This window comes from Sphingobacterium shayense (assembly GCF_013179575.1).
In the GTDB taxonomy this organism is placed as follows: domain Bacteria; phylum Bacteroidota; class Bacteroidia; order Sphingobacteriales; family Sphingobacteriaceae; genus Sphingobacterium; species Sphingobacterium shayense.
Map to the genome: position 1 here is coordinate 1 of NZ_JABMCQ010000263.1, position 3341 is coordinate 3341.

Consider the following 3341-nt stretch of genomic DNA (forward strand, 5'->3'; position numbering starts at 1 on the left):
AAAGCAAAACAAGGGATAAATGTGACAGAATTTGAATTTCATGTGGGGAGAACGACAATAAGTATTATCGGAGATCCCTTTACCCAAACAGCGACCTATACGATATTCGAGGGGGATGGTTTTTGGGACCCAGATGTCGTAGACGAAAAGATAAATGAGAAAATCTTCATTTCCCCTACGATGATTCCTGACGGAAAGGGTCCGAATTTAGAAAGGTTTGGAGTACCCTATGATTACAATCCGACCACCGTTACCATCCCCTTTTATTAGAAGAAAATGAAAAAGACTATAATACTGATTGCTATCCTCATTTTTACAGGCGCAACTATAATAATTGGATTTCTAGGAACAATCAATATCTCTTATGAGCTCCAAGATGCGGAATTAAGAGAGCGGTATAAACTACCATATAATCTAAATTTTGATTATTGGGGATATGACGTTTCTCAAGAGAATTATGGATTAGTTATTGTAGATAGTGTTGGTGGTTTGGTATTGTATTCCGGCGATCTAATCCAATCTGATTTGTCTATTAACGGGTTGTTAGAGTGTTTCATAACTAGCAGTTCTGTTGTTTTCAAAACGGCCATGAGCGATGGAAATGTCGCATATATTTCGATAGATATAAAACACAGGAGAAGACTAATAAGCGAAGACGAATATTTAAATATTAAAACTGAATATATAAAACCAATACTATTGGACCAAAAACTGATCAATTGGTTGAAATTTAAAAACGAAAGCCATATGAACATTTTTGTTCTTATGTTTCTTTTATGCTTTTTGTTTGGTCTAAGTTGTTTTTTCTGGTACAGATTTATTAAAAGCATAAAACATTTATTTTAAGGATAATACAACCTATTTAATTGACTCTCCCGTAAAGCGATAGGAGTTATTTCTCTAAAAGTAACTTCAAGCTATGTACATTTAATTGTAAACATGATATGGAAAGCATTTTGAACTTTCGTTAGGAAAACTCTCTTTTGTGTTATATAAATGTTTTGATATAAAGGTTTACAAGTGTTAGAGGACTGTTCCCCTACAAAAAATATTTTAAGTGGGACACTTGCATGGTTACATTTTAACAAACTACAATAAGCATTTTGTATTTCTTCACTGATTGATAAAGTGAAGTCTTAAAGCCAGTTTACGTTCAAATTGATGTGTTAGACCAAATTGCGCACAACGTTTCGACTAATTAGCTTTATATTAAGAGGAGAATTCGATTATCAAACTTTGATATTTTAGCTTTTGCGAAATTAAAGGTATGGAGTGTTTTGATTATTATCTTTACGACTGCTATGTAACTTAACACATAGATATTTTAAACATCATGTTTATAATTGGGGAGATTTAAAGCGAAGGCTGTTTTCGTGATTCCATTTTCCTTTCATTTCTTTTACTAAATGGAATTATCTATCTTTGTTGGGTGGTTAATTTAAATTATGAAATATAAAATCCATTCGGCGCGATTAAAAGCGTACACCTTAACCGAGATATTGGTTGTCCTGGTTATCATTGGTATTCTGATATTACTAGCATTGCCAAACTTACTTCCTTTAATAACAAAAGCGAAGAGCACGGAGGCTAAAATGCAATTGCAGCATGTGCAGACATTGCAGAAGAATTATTTCTACGAGAAATCCAAATATTCGGATGATCTTACGGAGATTGGTTTCATTCAGGAAAAATTGACGACAGAGGGGAATGACGGAAAAGCCAATTATCGCGTGGAGATTATCCAGGCAGACAACAAGGGCTTTATCGGTCGTGCGACGGCTGTAGTCGATTTCGACGGGGATGGTACTTTCAATGTTTGGGAAATCGATCAGGATAAAAATTTGAAAGAAGTTACTGCAGATTAGTTATGATTTTATTGGGCATAGCGATGCTGGGTGGAGTAGGTTTGGCGTGGGAAGACTTTAAGCATCGCACGGTCCATCTGTGGTGGTATATTATTCTTGCAATAGGATTAGCAGGTTTAATTTTGATGCAAGGAAGCTACGGGGGGTGGTTGTTAACGACTGTTATCAATCTTTTGTTCGTTCTAGTGTTGTTATTAATTTTAACGATCTATTTCTCTATTAAAGAAAAAAAATTAGTTAACCTTTTTGTTCGTCACTTAGGCTGGGGGGATGTGTTGTTCTTTCTAGTGATAACGCCTTACTTTAGTTTAATGCAATACATTTTGTTCACTGTTGCAAGTTTGATTATCGCGTTATTGTTAACCCCTATTATATTTCGATTACAGGGGAAAAATCGCCACGTACCTTTGGCCGGGATTCAGGCAACCTGTTTAGTGGTTTATTTACCACTGGCGTTTTTCGAATTATTTTCCTTGCCAATTTATTTACCAAACTAGTTTTAAGAGTAAAAAGATTTAATGTATAGCTTTGTTGAATTTTCGATTCGTTTTGTATAAATTTAGCCAGACATATTATTACCTCAATAAAGAAATTTAAAAGACAATTATTTAACCAATGTCCGAATATTCATTGTCCCGTAAGATTGACGAGCAAGCGATCAAAGAGGTATCGAGGCAGTTGGCCAGGCACTACCGCGTGATTTCCGCTTCGAAGAATGCTGATTTTATCGAGCTGCTTACCGATCAGGATCCTCTTGTGTTGGAAGACGAACTTTCTATGGTGCTTGATTTCTCTTTTAGGCTTGTGAGTGTAGAGTCGCAAGTTGTCGATGAGTTGCTTCAACGGTATTACTTTGAAGAGTACGGTTCCGGAACGGACACGCCACTCAAACAGCTGAGTTTTGATAACAATTTCTTAGATAATCTGATATGGGAGGCAAAGAAGCTTAAAAGTAGTGACATTCATATTGAAAGTTTCGAAGATCGTGGGCGCGTGCGATTCCGTATCGACGGGCAGATGGTTGAACGGTATTCTCTTTCAAAACTGGATTATCCGGCACTTATCAATAAGATCAAAATTATGTCCAATATGGACATTGCTGAGAAACGATTGCCGCAGGATGGACGCATACATTATGTGAAAAATAATGAGCATTTCGATATCCGTGTATCGATATTGCCGACGTTACACGGTGAGAAAGTGGTGCTCCGCTTGCTTAATAATGATGCGTCAAACATACACATTGAATCATTGGGGATGTCCGAAAGCGATCTTTCCAACTACCTGCACGGGGTGAAAAAACCAAATGGAATCCTTTTAATCAGCGGACCAACAGGATCAGGAAAAACAACCACGCTCTATGCAACCCTTAAACACCTGAATAAGGAGACAACAAATATTCTGACGATTGAAGATCCTATTGAATACACACTGGAAGGAATTAATCAGGTGCAGCTCCGCGAAAATATAGGACTT

The 3341-nt window shown here is 36.6% G+C and carries 5 protein-coding genes; all 5 read left to right on the forward strand.

Annotation, left to right across the window (positions count from 1 at the left end; all coding sequences use genetic code 11):
- Positions 1-270 (forward strand): hypothetical protein (locus HP439_RS18390; protein WP_172391787.1); only part of this gene is annotated, 270 nt, incomplete at its 5' end.
- A gap of 6 nt (positions 271-276) precedes the next feature.
- Complete coding sequence (locus HP439_RS18395; RefSeq protein WP_172391788.1) at positions 277-846, forward strand: hypothetical protein; 570 nt, start codon at positions 277-279, stop codon at positions 844-846.
- Positions 847-1445: 599 nt separating this feature from the next.
- Positions 1446-1865 (forward strand): prepilin-type N-terminal cleavage/methylation domain-containing protein, encoded by a 420-nt coding sequence (locus HP439_RS18400; protein WP_172391789.1) that lies wholly within the window; start codon positions 1446-1448, stop codon positions 1863-1865.
- Between the two features lie 2 nt (positions 1866-1867).
- Complete coding sequence (locus tag HP439_RS18405; RefSeq protein WP_172391790.1) at positions 1868-2362, forward strand: hypothetical protein; 495 nt, start codon at positions 1868-1870, stop codon at positions 2360-2362.
- Positions 2363-2480: 118 nt separating this feature from the next.
- The coding region (locus tag HP439_RS18410; RefSeq protein ID WP_172391791.1) for a GspE/PulE family protein at positions 2481-3341 on the forward strand (861 nt) is incomplete at its 3' end.

What these genes read in the sequence shown, in the direction of transcription:
- HP439_RS18395 (WP_172391788.1), top strand. Translation starts at nt 277, where the DNA reads ATGAAAAAGACTATAATACTGATTGCTATCCTCATTTTTACAGGCGCA.
- HP439_RS18400 (WP_172391789.1), top strand. Translation starts at nt 1,446, where the DNA reads ATGAAATATAAAATCCATTCGGCGCGATTAAAAGCGTACACCTTAACC.
- HP439_RS18405 (WP_172391790.1), top strand. Translation starts at nt 1,868, where the DNA reads ATGATTTTATTGGGCATAGCGATGCTGGGTGGAGTAGGTTTGGCGTGG.